The sequence below is a fragment of the Kribbella sp. genome, assembly GCF_035655035.1.
In the GTDB taxonomy this organism is placed as follows: Bacteria; Actinomycetota; Actinomycetes; order Propionibacteriales; family Kribbellaceae; genus Kribbella.
In genome coordinates, this window is the sequence record NZ_DASRVN010000170.1 from 45,028 (window position 1) to 58,860 (window position 13,833).

At 69.8% G+C, this 13,833-nt stretch carries 12 protein-coding genes; 6 read left to right on the forward strand and 6 right to left on the reverse strand.

What is annotated here, in order from left to right; translation table 11 throughout:
- Positions 1 to 750 carry an isocitrate lyase/PEP mutase family protein gene (locus VFF46_RS10090; protein WP_414673049.1) on the forward strand — a complete coding sequence of 250 codons (750 nt, stop codon included), beginning with the start codon at positions 1 to 3 and terminating at the stop codon, positions 748 to 750.
- Positions 751 to 856: 106 nt separating this feature from the next.
- On the forward strand, positions 857 to 1,075 hold the full coding sequence (locus tag VFF46_RS10095; RefSeq protein WP_325036798.1) for an antitoxin: 219 nt from the start codon (positions 857 to 859) through the stop codon (positions 1,073 to 1,075).
- 93 nt (positions 1,076 to 1,168) lie between these two features.
- Here VFF46_RS10095 and VFF46_RS10100 read toward each other — a convergent pair whose 3' ends face one another.
- A complete protein-coding gene (locus VFF46_RS10100; protein ID WP_325036799.1) occupies positions 1,169 to 2,002 on the reverse strand; it encodes a class I SAM-dependent methyltransferase in 834 nt (277 codons plus the stop codon).
- A 143-nt stretch (positions 2,003 to 2,145) separates the two neighbouring features.
- Between VFF46_RS10100 and VFF46_RS10105 the strand changes: the two genes are divergently transcribed.
- Positions 2,146 to 2,883 carry an SDR family NAD(P)-dependent oxidoreductase gene (locus VFF46_RS10105; protein ID WP_325036800.1) on the forward strand — a complete coding sequence of 246 codons (738 nt, stop codon included), beginning with the start codon at positions 2,146 to 2,148 and terminating at the stop codon, positions 2,881 to 2,883.
- On the opposite strand, the gene VFF46_RS10110 is transcribed toward VFF46_RS10105, so the two are convergent.
- The 3 genes from VFF46_RS10110 to VFF46_RS10120 all read right to left on the reverse strand — a co-directional run bounded on the left by VFF46_RS10110 (position 2,876) and on the right by VFF46_RS10120 (position 8,688).
- Positions 2,876 to 4,321 carry an FGGY-family carbohydrate kinase gene (locus VFF46_RS10110; protein ID WP_325036801.1) on the reverse strand — a complete coding sequence of 482 codons (1,446 nt, stop codon included), beginning with the start codon at positions 4,319 to 4,321 and terminating at the stop codon, positions 2,876 to 2,878. The two genes, VFF46_RS10105 and VFF46_RS10110, sit on opposite strands and share 8 nt — an antisense overlap.
- The gene (locus VFF46_RS10115) at positions 4,318 to 6,657 is read right to left on the reverse strand and encodes a glycoside hydrolase family 95 protein (protein WP_325036802.1); all 2,340 of its coding nucleotides are present in this window, start codon (positions 6,655 to 6,657) and stop codon (positions 4,318 to 4,320) included. Before VFF46_RS10115 ends, VFF46_RS10110 begins: the two co-directional genes overlap by 4 nt.
- 138 nt (positions 6,658 to 6,795) lie before the next feature.
- The gene (locus tag VFF46_RS10120) at positions 6,796 to 8,688 is read right to left on the reverse strand and encodes an ABC transporter ATP-binding protein (protein ID WP_325036803.1); all 1,893 of its coding nucleotides are present in this window, start codon (positions 8,686 to 8,688) and stop codon (positions 6,796 to 6,798) included.
- A gap of 124 nt (positions 8,689 to 8,812) precedes the next feature.
- On the opposite strand from VFF46_RS10120, the gene VFF46_RS10125 reads away from it, so the two are divergent.
- A complete protein-coding gene (locus VFF46_RS10125; protein WP_325036804.1) occupies positions 8,813 to 9,265 on the forward strand; it encodes a MarR family transcriptional regulator in 453 nt (150 codons plus the stop codon).
- A gap of 100 nt (positions 9,266 to 9,365) precedes the next feature.
- Positions 9,366 to 10,988 carry a restriction endonuclease gene (locus tag VFF46_RS10130; protein WP_325036805.1) on the forward strand — a complete coding sequence of 541 codons (1,623 nt, stop codon included), beginning with the start codon at positions 9,366 to 9,368 and terminating at the stop codon, positions 10,986 to 10,988.
- 55 nt (positions 10,989 to 11,043) lie between these two features.
- Here the strand turns inward: VFF46_RS10130 and VFF46_RS10135 are convergent, their stop codons facing one another.
- Positions 11,044 to 12,024 carry an alpha/beta hydrolase family protein gene (locus VFF46_RS10135; protein ID WP_325036806.1) on the reverse strand — a complete coding sequence of 327 codons (981 nt, stop codon included), beginning with the start codon at positions 12,022 to 12,024 and terminating at the stop codon, positions 11,044 to 11,046.
- Positions 12,025 to 12,129: 105 nt separating this feature from the next.
- Between VFF46_RS10135 and VFF46_RS10140 the strand changes: the two genes are divergently transcribed.
- Entirely contained in the window at positions 12,130 to 12,834 is a 705-nt protein-coding gene (locus tag VFF46_RS10140; RefSeq protein WP_325036807.1) for a TetR/AcrR family transcriptional regulator, read from the forward strand.
- Here VFF46_RS10140 and VFF46_RS10145 read toward each other — a convergent pair.
- Positions 12,831 to 13,748: a 2-dehydropantoate 2-reductase gene (locus VFF46_RS10145; protein ID WP_325036808.1), complete on the reverse strand. Its 918-nt coding sequence runs from the start codon at positions 13,746 to 13,748 to the stop codon at positions 12,831 to 12,833. The two genes, VFF46_RS10140 and VFF46_RS10145, sit on opposite strands and share 4 nt — an antisense overlap.
- Between the last annotated feature and the right edge of the window lie 85 nt (positions 13,749 to 13,833).

A 13,833-nucleotide genomic window follows, 5' to 3' on the forward strand; every position in this document is an offset into this window, starting at 1 on the left:
TTGGCAACTACTTTGCGAGACCTGCACGTCCCCGGTACACCGTTGGTGGTACCCAACGCCTGGGACGCCGCGTCGGCGCGGCTGATCGAGCAGGCCGGGTTCGCCGCGGTCGCGACCAGCAGCAACGCGACCGCCGCGGTCCTCGGGTACGACGACGGCGAGCACGCGCCGGTCGCCGACGTACTCGCCGGCGCGGCCCGGATCGCGCGGTCGGTGTCCGTCCCGGTCACGGTCGACTTCGAACGCGGGTACCGGCTGGACCCGGACGAACTCGTCGAACGCTTCGTCGCCACCGGCGCCGTCGGCCTCAACCTGGAGGACTCCGACCCGGCGACCGGAGCGATGATCGACCCGTCACGGCAGGCCGATTTCCTGGCCGCGGTCCGCGCCGCGGCCGGTGACGCGCTGGTGATCAACGCCCGCGTCGACGCCTTCATCCGCAAGGCCGGTACGGCGGCGGAACAGTTACGGACCGCACTCGATCGCGGTACGAAATACCTGGCCGCCGGGGCTGACTGCGTGTACCCGATCGCGGTCGGCGACCTCGACGTGATCGGCACGCTGAGCACGGAACTCGAGGGTCCGGTGAACGTGGCGTACGGGCAGGGCGCGCACACGGTCGCCGCTTACGCAGCACGGGGTGTGGCCCGGATCAGCTTCGGGCCGATGTTCCAGCGGCACCTCTACGGCGTGTTCGCGTCCAGCGTACTCCCCGCGCTTCAGGCGGACCGGAATCCGTTTGCCGGGTGAACGCCGCGCCAACGGTCGGCGAGTCCTTGTGTGGAATCGGCCGGATCGGGTAAGACGGGCTAGGTAGTGCAAGGCAACCATCGAGGAACGGGGAAAGACGATGGGTATGTTCGACGAAATGAAGGACAAGGCCGAGGAACTGGCCAAGGAGCACCCGGACCAGGTCAACGAGGGCCTCGAGAAGGCCGGTGACTTCGCGAACGAGAAGACCGGCGGCAAGTTCGGGGACCAGATCGAGCAGGGCGAGAACTACGCCCGCGACCAGTTCGGCGGCGGTCAGGGCGACAACAACAATCAGGACAACCAGGACAACAACCAGTCCTGATCCAGTCCTGACCGAGCACGCGTAGCGGCCGCGGCACTCGCCGCGGCCGCCGCGTGATTCTCAGCAGAATCGCGGCCCGCACTCAGCGGGTGCTCAGCGCCAGATCACCGCTTCGATCTCGCGGCGCTGCTCCGCGAACAGCCCGTGGTCGGAGGCGTTCGTGAGCAACTCGCGCAGATCGGCCTCGAACGCCGGCCGCTCCGCGCCGAACAGGTGCGGTGTCGAGCTCGACAACGAGAACACCGACGCGACCACGTCGTCGACGGTACGGTCTTCGACCTCGTTCCCGCCGACCACCAGCCTGGTCGGTCCGGCGTACCCGGCCGCACGCATCACGTCCTCCTCACCGCCGCGTGTCCCCGTCGGCAGCACGCTCCGGCCGGCCCGGCGTACCGGACCGAGGTAGCGCGTCACCAGTTCGTCGATCGCGGTCCACGGCGGCCGCGGGTGCGGCAGCTCCGCAGTACCGTCGAGCCCGCGATGCGTGGTCGCACCAACATGTACCCACGCCCCACCGGGCGCGAGCATCCCGCGCACCCGCTGCGCGACCAGCGCTTGATCCATCCAGTGGAACGACTGCGCGAACGTCACCACGTCGAACGTCCCGAGGTCCGCCGGCAGCTCCTCGGCCCGTAGCTGCCGCCATTTGGTGTTGCGTACGCCGAGGTCCGCGGCCCGCGCCGCCGCCACGTCGAGCATGTCCGCGTCCGCGTCGACACCGACCGCTTCCGCGAAGTACGGCGCGAGCAGCAGCGTCACCGGCCCGGGGCCGCAACCGACGTCGAGCAGCCGGCCTTTCCCGTTCAGCTGCAGTTCATCCTTCAGTACTTCGGCCAGCGCCGCCGGGTAGGCCATCCGCCCGACCGCGTAGTGCTGCGCGCTGCCGGCGTACAGCGTCTCGTCCCATTGCCAGTTCGAGTCATTCACCAGCAGAGGCTAGCGAGCGACCCGCTGACGCGCGATCGCTTTGTGGTCAGGAGTCCTTCGACGTACGCTCTGCTCGACACGTCGTTGGCAGGGGGGAACTGCATGACGCTGGGGTTTGGCCTGCGCTCGGGGCTGGGGAAACGATGATTCCGCTGCGGCGGATCCTGATCTGGATCTCCGGCGCCTCGGCCGGGCTGGGTGCCGCGCTCGCGGCCACGGTCCCGTTCGAGAACGCGGAGCTCGTCGACATCTCCCGCCGCGGCGGGACGCCGGGAACACAGCACGTGGCCGTGGACCTCGCCGATCCGGACTCGTGGCCCGTGGTCGACAAGGACTTCCGGCAGCGGATCGGGGACGGCGACCCCGCGCTGGTGGTGTTCATCCACAACGCCGGAACGCTGGCGCCGCTCGGCCCGGCCGATCGCGTCGACACCGCGCAGTACACACGGAACGTCCTGCTGAACTCAGCTGCCGCTCAGGTTCTCGGGCATTCGTTCCTCAGCGCGCTCGACGGGCGGGACTGCGAGCAGCACCTGATCATGGTGTCGTCAGGTGCCGCGAACCGCCCGCACGAAGGCGAATCCAGCTACTGCGCTGGCAAGGCCGCGCTCGACCAGTGGGTCCGCACGGTCGGTCTGGAGCAACGCCGGCGAAGTCCCGGCTGCCGGGTGCTCTCGGTCGCACCGGGCACGCTCGACACCGACATGCAGGCCCAGTTGCGCGCGGCCAGTCCGGAGGAACTCCCGGAGTCCGGCCGCTTCCGGGAGCTGGAAGCCACCGGCAGGCTGGAGAAACCCGAGACCGCGGCGCGCGCGATCTGGTCGCTGCTCGACCGCGACCTGGACAGCGGGACCGTGCTGCACCTGCGCGAAGTCACGTAGCAAGCCGGTGGATCAGGTCCCGGGTCGCGGGATACAGCTCGGTGTACGCCTCGAACAGCGTCCGGTACGTCGCCGCCGTCGACGGATCCGGTACGATGACGTGATCCGGCCTGGTCCAGTCGGTGCCGGGTGGTACCGCGCCGACGCCGATCGCGGCCAGCAGCGCGTCGCCGTACGCGGCCCCGATTGTCTGCTGTGGAACGGTTTGCCGGACGCCCGCGACATCGCTGACGATCTGCGTCCACAGCCCGCCCTGGGTCCCGCCGCCGACCGCGACGATGCGTTCCGCCGCACCGAACACGTCGAGGATCTGCCGCACCCCGCAGGCGATTCCTTCGTACGTCGCACGCAAGAGGTGACCGCGTCCGTGCCGGAGCGTCAGGCCGGCGATCACACCGCGTGCCAGCGGATCGTAGACGGGGGTGCGTTCGCCGCTGAAGTACGGAAGCAGGACGAGCCCTTCGCTGCCCGCGGGTACGGCGGCCGCGTCCTGCAGGAGGGTCTCGAACGGGACGCCGCCGGTGAGGTCCTGCAGCCAGGTGGTGACGGTGCCGGAGGTCGCCATCCCGGCGGCCAGCGTGTGCGAACCGCGTTCCACGCCGGAGGTCGTCCAGAGCCCGCGCACAGTCGTTGGGGCGGCCAACACTTGAACGAAGAACATCGTCGAGCCGTACATCAGCATCAGGTCGCCCGGACGGCGGACGCCGACGCTGAACGCCTCCGCCCACGCGTCGACGGTGCCCGCGACGACCGGCGTACCTTCGGAGAGACCCGTCTGCGCGGCGGCGTCCCGGCGTACGGTGCCTACCTGTTCGGAAGGCCAGACCAGGCGTGGCAGGGCGAGGCCCGGCAGGACTTGTTCCACCCAGTCGGACGCCCAGTCCTGGCGGTGGATGTCGTAGAACGGGTCGCACTGGCTGGCCGTGTGATGGTCCAGGATCCACTCGCCGGTCAGCCGCGCGACGACGTACGTGTGCGCGCTGAACCACCGGTCTCGCGGGCGCCACGCATCGCCGGCCTCGCGCCTGAGCCAGGCGAGCTTCGGGCCGATCGCCTGGCTGGACAGGTCCTTTCCGCAGCGTTCGAGGATCGCGTCGGCGCCGAGCTGCTCGGTGAGCTCGGCGATCTCCCGCGTCGCGCGCGTGTCGACGCCGTACAGGATCGCCGGGCGCCGTGGGCGCAGGTCGTCGTCGGACTGGACGACGCACGGGCCGAGCCCCGAGACGCAGACCGCGACGACGTCGGTGGAGTCCAGCTCGGCGAGGACCTCCACGACGTCGCCCCACCAGTCGCGTTCGGGATGCATCTCGGCCCAGCCCGGCCGCGGCAGGCTCGGCGCGTGGTCGCGGCGGGCGACCGCGACCACCTCACCGTCGAGCGTGCAGCGGACAGCCTTCGTACTGCCGGTACCGATGTCGACGCCGATGACGAAGCTCATCCGTCGATTGTCCAGGTGTACGGGACGTTCGCGGTCAGGGACACCTCCTCGCGGCGGTCGCGGTGCCGGAGTACGGCGGTGGTGTCGCGGTCTGCCGTCAGTACCGCGGTTGCCGTGGTCGGGGACCATTCCAGGTCGACGCCGATGCCGCCGCGGGCGCGGAGGCCGGTGATCGAGCCCTCGGGCCAGGCGTCCGGCAGCGCCGGGAAGACCTCCAGTTCGCCGGTGTGGCTCTGCAGCAGCATCTCGGCGATCCCGGCGGTGGCGCCGAAGTTGCCGTCGATCTGGAACGGCGGGTGCGCGCAGAACAGGTTCGGGTACAGCCCGGAGCCGGCACCCACGTAGTCGGTGCCGGAGTCGCCGGCCGGGGTGAGCAGCTCGCGGACCAGGCGGTGCGCGGCGGCGCCGTCACGAAGCCTTGCCCACAAGGAGATTCGCCACGCCAGCGACCAGCCGGTGGACTTGTCGCCGCGGAGTTCCAGGGTACGGGCGGCGGCCGCGGCGAGTTCCGGCGTACCGTCCGGGGTGATCTGGTCGCCGGGGTGCAGGCCGATCAGGTGCGACGTGTGCCGGTGCTGCGGCTCGGCCTCCGGCAGGTCGTCCCGCCATTCCTGGAGCTGCCCTTGGGCGCCGATCCTGGGGTCGGGGAGGCGTTTGCGAGCCGCTCGGAGGTCGTCGATCAGCGGGTCGGTGAGGTCGAGTACGGCCGCGGCCTGGGCGCAGCGGTCGAAGAGGTCGGCGATCAGCGACAGGTCCATCGTGGACGAGGTGGTGACCGAGGCGGGCTCGCCGTCCGGTGCGACGAACTCGTTCTCGGGCGAGGTGGACGGGGCGGTGCCGAGGGTGCCGCCCGGGAGTTCGATCAGCCAGTCGCGACAGAACTCGGCGGCGCCCTTCAGGACCGGCCAGACGTCGTCCAGGTACTCGCGGTCGCCGGTGAACGCGTAGTGGTCCCACAGGTGGCGGCACAGCCAGACCCCGGCCATCGGCCAGTTCGACCACTTCGGGTTGCCGTCCACCGGGGCGGTCCAGCACCAGGCGTCGGCGTTGTGATGCGCAGCCCAGCCGGCGGCGCCGTACAGGACTTCCGCCGTACTGCGTCCCGCCTGGGCGAGGTTCTTGACGTACGTGAGCAACGGCTCGTGGCACTCGGAGAGCGAGGTGGTCTCGGCGGGCCAGTAGTTCATCTCGGTGTTGATGTTCACCGTGTAGTTGCTGCTCCACGGCGGCTGCAGATGCTCGTTCCAGATCCCCTGCAAGTTCGTCGGCAGTCCACCGGGCCGCGAACTGGCGATCATCAGGTACCGCCCGAAGTTGTAGATCAACGCCGCCAGCCCCGGATCATCACCCGCGCTGCTCAGCCGCTGATCCGTGGTCAGCTCCACCCCCGACGGAAGCGTCAGCACCGACCGCCTGAACAACCGCTGATAATCCGCAACATGCTCCGCACGCAGCACGACGCCCGCCCCCGCCTGCAACCCCGCGCGGACGGTGTTGTCCGCCAGCTCGCGGCATTCTTCTCGGGTGCGGGTCGGGGCCGTGTGCGGTCCTTCGTAGCCCGTGGTTGTCGACAATACGACGAGCAGTTCGGTTGCGTCGGTGACTGTCAGGGCATGGTCGGCCGGGGTGAGGGTGCCGTCGGTCTGAACCCGGAGTACGGCGGCGGCGTTCATGCCGCGGTCCTCGCCGTCGGAGTACTGGATCGGGGCGCCGGTGCCCTTGTGAGGTGGGGCGACCGACGATGGGCACGTGGCGAGCAGGGCGAGGCCGTTCTCGCCGACGGCTTCAGTGGTGGAGCGGAGCTGCGACGTGAGGCTGAGCGTCAGGCTGACCGGCTGAGCAGCACCCAGACGTAGGATCAATGCCTGCGCCGGCGCGCTGACGTACACCTCCTGCCAGACCTCCACCCCGGCAACCGTGTACTCCGCCCGCGCCACCGCCGTGTCCAGATCGAGCCGCCGCCGATACCCGGCGACCTCACCGGCACCCGCGAAGTCCAGCAACAGATCACCCAGCGGCAGGTACGCCTGCGAGTGCCCGCTCTGGAACCCGCCGGCCAGCTCCTCCGCCGCCCGTACGTCGCCCCGCGCGAGCGCCTCCCGCACCCGCCCGAGCGCAGCCGGCCCGACCTCCCCGTTCGGAGTGGCCAGCCGCCGCGTCGTCGCGGGACTCCCCGACCAGCACGTCTCGTCGTTGAGCGCGATCCGGTCGTGCGCCGTACCGCCGAACCACATCGCGCCGATCCGGCCGTTGCCGAGCGGGAGCGCCTCCAGCCAGCTTGCCGCGGGAGCGTCGTACGTCAACTCGGTGGCGGCCGCAGTCATCCGATCTCTCATACCGGAATCCTCCCCCGGCCACGGCCCCGCCCGCGACCTGGGGTCCGGCTACTGGTCAGACCGCTGGTCCGGCTACTGGTCCGGTCGCTGGTCCGGTCGCTGGCCCGGCCGCTGGCCCGGCCGCTGGTCCGGCGAGGGTCAGGCTGCCGTGGCGAACTGGGTCGCGTACAGGTCGGCGTACAGCCCGCCCTGCGCCAGCAGCTCTTCGTGCGTGCCGCGCTGCTGGATCCGCCCCTCGTCGAGCACCAGGATCACGTCGGCGTTGCGGATTGTCGACAATCGGTGGGCGATCACCAGCGACGTACGGCCGACCAGCGCGTTCGCCAGTGCGGTCTGCACGGCGGCCTCGGACTCGGAGTCCAGGTGCGCGGTCGCCTCATCGAGGATCACGATCGACGGCGACTTGAGTAGCAGGCGGGCGATCGCCAGCCGCTGCCGTTCGCCACCGGACAGCCGGTACCCGCGATCGCCGACCACGGTGTCCAGCCCGTCGGGCAGGCTGTCGACCAGCGTCGCGATCTGCGCGGCCTCGAGCGCCTGGTGCAGTTCCGCGTCGGTCGCGTCGGGGCGGGCCAGCTGCAGGTTCGCGCGGATCGTGTCGTGGTACATGTGCGAGTCCTGCGTGACCACGCCGATCGCCGCGCGCAGCGAGCTCTGGGTGACCTCGCGTACGTCGTGCCCGCCGACCAGCACGGCTCCACCGGTGGCGTCGTACATCCGCGAGACGAGCGACGACAGCGTGGACTTGCCGGCGCCGGACGGGCCGACGACCGCGACCAGCTGCCCCGGTTCGACGGTGAACGTGACGTCCTTCAGGACCTCTTCCCCGGTCTTCGCGGACAGCGTCGCGACGGACTCCAGCGAGGCGAGCGACACCTCTTCGGCGGACGGATAGTGGAACGACACGTGGTCGAACTCGATCGACGGCTCGGCAGTTGCCGGGAGCACCTTCGCGTCCTTGCGGTCGGCAACCATCGGCGGAAGGTCCAGCACCTCGAGCACGCGCTCGAAGCTGACCAGCGTCGTCATCACGTCGACCTGGATGTTCGACAGCGCGGTGAGCGGTCCGTACAGCCGGTTCAGGTACGCCGTCAGCGCGACGACCGTACCGATACCGAGCGACCCGGCGACCGCGAGTACCCCGCCGACGCCGTACACGAGCGCGACCGCGAGCGCCGCGACCATGGTCAGCGAGACCCGGAACACGCTGGCGTACATCGCGGTGGTGACGCCGATGTCGCGGACCCGGCCGGCCTTGGCGGCGAAGTCCTGCGACGAGTCCTGCGTGCGGCCGAAGACCTTCGCGAGCACCGCACCGGCGACGTTGAACCGCTCGGTCATGGTCTGCGCCATGGTGGCGTTCAGCTTGTACGTCTCGGCCGTTGCCTCGCGCAACTTTCCGGCGAGCAGCCGGGCCGGGATCACGAACAGCGGAAGTACGACGAGGGCGAGGAGAGTGATCTGCCACGACATCACGAACATCGCGCCGAGCACGAGGACGACGCTGAGCAGGTTGCTGACCACGTTCGACAGCGTCGACGTGAACGCCTGCTGGGCGCCGAGGACGTCGCCGTTCAGCCGCTGGATGAGCGCGCCGGTCTGCGTGCGGCTGAAGAACGCGACGGGCAACTGCTGGACGTGGTCGAACACGGCGGTGCGCAGGTCGTACACGAGACCTTCACCGATCCGCGCGGAGAACCATCGCTCGCCGAGCGTGATGGCGCCGTTCGCGAGCGCGAGGACCGCGACCACCAGGGCGAGCCAGACGACCACGTCGGCGTGCCGGGGCACGATGCCCTTGTCGATGATCGCCTTGAACAGCAACGGGGTGACGGCGCCGGTGCCGGCGTCGAACGCCACCAGGACGAGAAAGACGGCCAGGTAGCCGCGGTACGGACGGGCGAACCCGAGGATCCGGCGGAGCGTGCCCGCCGACAGTTTGTGATGCCGGACCGAGGAGTCCTTGAGCAGTGAGCGCATCGCGCGCCCGCCCCCGCCTCCCCCGCCCGGCATTCCGGAAAGCTGCGACATGCAGTTCCTTTCGCCAGGGACCAGATATACTGAGGTTAACTCAATATGAGCAAACCTCACAAGATCCCCGTTTGTTCCCGCCGCGCGCGCGATCCCGCCGTACGCCGACCACTAGGCTCTGCACATGCATGACCCCGACGACTCGGACGACCTCGACGACCTCGACGACACCGCCGAGCGGATCGCGGCGCTCCTGGACGGGATCGTCCGCCGCCAGCGCCGGGCCTCCCGTGAAGGCTTCGGGGAGAACGTCACGCACGGCCAGTTCAGGGTCCTCCGGACCCTCGACCACGCCGAGGAGCCCATCCGCCTGAGCGAACTCGCCGCCCGCCTCGGCATCGTCCCGCGCTCCGCGACCTCCGTCGTCGACGACCTGGAATCAGCCGGCCTGGTAGCCCGCCGGCCCGACCCCCACGACCGCCGCGCCACCCTGGTCACCCTCACCCCCGCCGGCCGCCAGATCCTCACCACCCTCCGCCAAAAACGCCACGACGTCATGGCCCGCCAACTCGCCCGCCTAACCCCCCAAGACCAGCAAACCCTCGCCCACCTCCTCCACCGCCTCGCCGCCGACTGACCCCCGCAACCGGACGCGCCGCCGCGGACGCGGCCGCACCTCCGGACACCCTAGAGTGAGACTGGGCTGGTTTCCGTGTCAGTCGGTCGCTGGGGGCAGCATGGGACGACGTCGGGGCTTCTTCGCCGAGATGGAGCATCAGCGGAATCTGCGGGTGAAGCAGGCTGCCCGTGAGCAACGTGAGCGCGAGCGCCTGATCGCCCAGGCACAACGCGAACGTGAGCGCGCCACCAGGGCTGCCGCACAAGCCGACAAGCAGGCCGCCAAAGAGGCCGCCGCGCGCTATTTGCAGGTCCGTCAGGCCGAGGTCGCGGCAATGAACGAAGAGCTCGCGGAACGCATGACCGAACTCGAGGGCCTGCTTACCGGAACTCTGGGCACCTCTGCCCGGATCCCGTTCGCAGCATTGCGCAGGCAGCCGGAGGTCTCCCGGTTCGACCCCGGGCCGGACGGGGTTCCGGCACCACCGCCAGTGTGGGCCGAATTCGCTCCACCACCCGCAGGCGCCGTACAGCGGATGTTCAAGAAGCAGGCGATCGAACGCACGCTGGCGGAGCGTCAGGCCGCATTCGCGGCTGCACAGGCGCGGCATCAAGCCGACGAGACAAGTCGCATGCAACGACTTCAGCAGACGGAGCAACGGCACCGCGCCCAGACCGCCGCAGCCAGGCAGCGGGCCGACGACGCCAACGCGAAGGTAGACGCGTTCGAGCAGGCCTACCGGCAAGGGCGTCCGGAGGCGGTGAACGACTATCTCGAGCTGACCTTGGAGGCCCGCCCGCTGCCGACCGGTTTTCCTTCGGACGTCGAGGTCGCCTATCAGGCGGAGAACCGGCGGCTGATGGTCGTACAGGAGCTTCCCGGCGTGGAGGTCATCCCGGCGGACGCGGAGTACAAGTACATCCGGACGAAGGACGAGATCACTCCCAGAGCGCGGCCGCCGCGAGAGATCAACCAGCGGTACGGCAATCTTGTGGCGCAGCTCGTACTGCGAACCATGCGCGACGCGTTCGACGTCGCCGGCCCGAACCTGGTGACCGAAGTCGCCGTCAGCGCCCTCGTCTCGACCCGCAACAAGGCCACCGGCAGACCGGAGCGGCCGTGCCTGGTCAGCTTGATGACCACCCGCGAGCAGTTCGGCGACCTGGTACTGAGCGAGCTCGATCCGACTGAGTGCCTGCGGCACCTCAATGCCCTGGTGTCGAAACATCCCTGGGACCTCGAAGCCGTCAGGCCCGTGTTCGACCCGGATCTGTCCCGCTACAAGTTCGTCGACGCACGCGACGCCGCCGCCGGCCTGGACGGCCGACGGGTACTCGTCGAACTCGACCCGACTGAGTTCGAGCACCTCGTGCGGCAGCTGTTCGAGGCGATGGGGATGAAGGCCTGGGTTACTCAGGCGTCTCGCGACGACGGCGTCGACGGGGTCGCGGTGAACGAGGACCCTGTGATGGGCGGCGTCTGCGTCATCCAGGCGAAGCGCTATCGCGGCGTGGTGTCGACCGAGGCGGTCCGCGCACTCGCCGGGACGATGGGACAGCTGAAGGCAAGCCGCGGCGTCCTCGTCACGACCTCGTGGTTCGGCAAACAGTCGCATGACTTCGCCGCCGAGCACGGCCGAATCCAGCTGATCGAAGGACCGCACCTGAAGCAGATGCTCAAGGAGCACCTCGGTCTCGACGTGATCGTCGGCGAGCTGAAGGGCGCACCCAGACGCCTCTAGCGGGAGGGCCGCGGACAGCCCGCCGGATGCCCGCGGCCCAGCTCTTTGATTCGGGTCAGGCCTTCTTGAGGTGGGTGACTATGCCTGCGAGGTCTTCGGCCAGGCGGTTTTCGCGGATTACGTGGCCGCCTGGGTCTTCGAAGGCGGTGTAGGGGATTTTGGCGGCGTCCAGGGCGGCCTTGAACTCGCGTTGGCCGGCCAGGACCTCGCGTTCGTTGGCGAGGTCGAACGGGTCCGGGCCGGGGCTGGTGCCGGCGACCAGGAAGATCCGCTTGCCGCGGTAGCGCTCGAGGTTCTGCATCGGGTTGTCGTTGGTGACCCGGGTCTCGTCCCAGGCGGGGGCGCCGTAGACCGTGCCGCCCGCCAGGTCGGAGGCCGCGGAGGAGGCGTTCGCCCAGTGCACGACCAGGCCGTTGTCCCGGCGCAGGCTGGGCGGGCCGGAGTGCGCGCTGATCGAGGAGAAGTGCCCGTAGTACTTCGCGGTGTACTTGAGCGCGCCGAAGCCGCCCATCGAGAACCCGGCGACGGCGCGGCCGGAGAACTCGGCGTACGTGCGGAAGTTGGCGTCCACCCACGGGACCAGCTGGTTGAGGTGGAAGCTCTCCCAGTTGTGCGGGCCGGAGTTGCTGCTCACCGGGTTCGAGTACCAGCCGGCGTGGCCGCCGTCGGGCATCACCACGATCAGCGGCTTGTCCGCGGTCAGCTCGCGGATGTGGTGGTGGTCGAACTCCATGAAGTCGCCGAGGCCGCCGTGCAGCAGGTACAGCACCGGGTAGGTGCGCCCGCTGGTGTGATAGTCACTCGGCAGCAGGACGTTCACGCCCGGCGCCCAGCTGATCTCGGCGGTCTGGAAGCGGTAGTACCACATTCGCGGATCGTTCTCGTTCCGATCCGTGATGTGCAGGCCGAACCCGTCGCCGGCGGCGTTCGCGGCGAGGGAGGTGGCCAGAATGGTGCCGGCGCCGAGGCCGGCGGCGACGGTCAGCCCGCCGGCGGCCTTGAGCATCGTGCGCCGGGTGGGGCGAGGTGCGCTCACCATGATCTCCTGAGGAGTAAGGGAACAGAACAGATCACCGTCGGTGACGGTGTCGATCTAAGTTAGTAGCATAACTTTGGGGTCAGCCCCGATCAGAGGAGGGTTGTGACAGCGAATCCGCCCCGCCGGAAGACCGGCGGTCGCCAGGCACAGATCACGCTCGCGGACATCGAACGCGAGGGCGTCCGGCTCGGCCTGCCGAACCTGACCGTGAACGGCGTCGCGACCGCGCTCGGCGTCAGCCCGACCGCCCTGTACCGACACGTCGACGGCAAGCTCGGTCTCGAGGCGCTGGTCGGCGAGGCGGTGCTGCAGGATCTGCGGATTGTCGACAATCCGACGGACGGCATCAAGGCGCACCTGCTGTCGTTCGCGCAGCAGATCCGCGACTTCGTCCTCGCCCATCCCGGACTGGCCGGCTACATGCAGGGCCTGTTCCCCCGCGGCACGGCCGGCGTCCGGCTGCAGCGGGAGGCGGTCGAGGCGCTCGGACGGCGTGGCTACGGCCCAGGCCCGGCGTTGATGCTGTCCGGCAGCGTCGCGTCGCTCGCGATCAACCTGAGCGCCGCCGAGGAGCGGCATCGCCCGTACTTCGAAGGCGCACACCGGCGCGAACTCGAGAAGGTGTACGAACTGCTCGCCGCCGACGACGTGCTCGGCGGCGGCCAGGCAGAGCTCCCCGAGATCAGCGGTGCGGCCTACTTCCGGATGGTGATGACCGCCTGCATCCGCGGCCTCGTCGCCGCGGCCGCCCCCGGCCGCCCGGTCGGCGACATCCTGGACGAGCTCGGCTTCAAGAACACGGCTTAGTTGCCGCTGGCAATTACTCGGGCGGAGGCCAGTTCGAACAGCAGGGTGTTGATCGGGGTCGGGACGCGGGACTCGCGCCCGAGGCGGACGACGGCGCCGGTCCAGGCGTCCAGCTCGGACGGGCGGCCGGCGATCAGGTCGCGTTGCAGTGAGGTGGTGCCGTCCGCGGGGAGCTGGTCGATCCAGTCCAGCGTGCGCTCGACGACATCGGCGGCCAGCTGGATCCCGCGGGCGCGGGCCAGGTCGCGGATCTCGCCGGTGGCCTCGGTGAGGAGCTGGCGGGTGGCCGGCTGGGTGCGGAGTACGCCGTACCCGGCGCCGGTCGCCGTACCGAGGCCGCCGGTGGGGACGACCGACAGGAACTTGGTCCACAGCGCGGCCCAGATGTCGTCCGGGACCGTCGCCTCCAGCCCGGCGGCGACGACCGCGTCCCGGAGCCGCTCGAGTCGCGGGGTCGACCCGTTCTCCCACTCGCCGACGTTGAGCTTCCCGTTGCCGAGGTGCCGAATCACGCCGGGACCCTCGACGTACGCGATCACCTCGGCGGCACCGGGCAGTACGGCGTCCCGCCCGTACACCTGTGCGACCTGGTCGGGTGCCTCGACACCGTTCTGCACCGTGACGATCGCGGTGTCCGGGCCGACGAGCGGGCGGATCGTCTCGATCACGTCGGGCAGCTGCCAGGTCTTCACGCCGATCAGCACATAGTCGACCGGGCCGAGCTCGGCCGGGTCGTCGGTGGCGGGCACCTGCAGCCGGAGATCACCCGCCGGGCTGTGCACGGCCAGCCCGTCCGACCTGATCGCCTCTAGGTGCTTGCCGCGGGCGACGAACGCGACGTCCTGCCCGGCCGCCGCCAGCCGGGCACCGAAGTACCCACCCACACCGCCGGCGCCGACGATCCCGATCTTCACGCCCGTCTCCTCTGTTCCCGGTTCAGCTGATACACGGATGATAGGAGGCGGCGGATTGAGGACTTCGCGCAATCCGGCGCCGTGC